The organism is Paraburkholderia sp. NMBU_R16 (assembly GCF_013282575.1).
GTDB lineage: Bacteria > Pseudomonadota > Gammaproteobacteria > Burkholderiales > Burkholderiaceae > Trinickia.
Map to the genome: position 1 here is coordinate 1 of NZ_JAAAYE010000279.1, position 537 is coordinate 537.

The 537-nt window shown below is 67.8% G+C and carries 1 protein-coding gene; it reads left to right on the forward strand.

Translation table 11 applies throughout. The annotated features are described in order from the left end of the window. Nucleotides 1–537 (forward strand): sulfate adenylyltransferase subunit CysD (gene cysD / locus GWC77_RS30450; protein WP_173262915.1); only part of this gene is annotated, 537 nt, incomplete at both ends.

Sequence of the window (537 nt, forward strand, 5' to 3'; positions counted from 1 at the left end):
TTCGCGACCGGCGCGCGGCCGAGCTCGGCGCCGAACTCGTGGTGGGGCATGTGGAGGATTCGATCAAGCGCGGCACGGTGCGGCTGCGCCGCGAGACGGACTCGCGCAATGCCGCGCAGGCCGTCACGCTGCTCGAGACGATCGCGCAGCACGGCTACACGGCGATGATCGGTGGAGCGCGTCGCGATGAAGAGAAGGCGCGTGCCAAGGAGCGCATCTTCTCGTTTCGCGACGAATTCGGCCAGTGGGATCCGAAGGCGCAGCGCCCGGAGCTGTGGAGTCTGTTCAATGCGCGGCTGCACGCGGGCGAGCATCTGCGCGTGTTTCCAATCTCGAACTGGACGGAGCTGGACATATGGCAGTACATCGGGCGCGAGCAGCTGGAGCTGCCGTCGATCTACTACGCGCACGAGCGCGAGATCGTGCGGCGCAACGGGCTGCTGGTGCCGGTGACGCCGCTCACGCCGCTGCGCGAAGGCGAGACGAGCGAGAAGGCGCGGGTGCGCTTTCGCACGGTGGGCGACATCAGCTGCACGT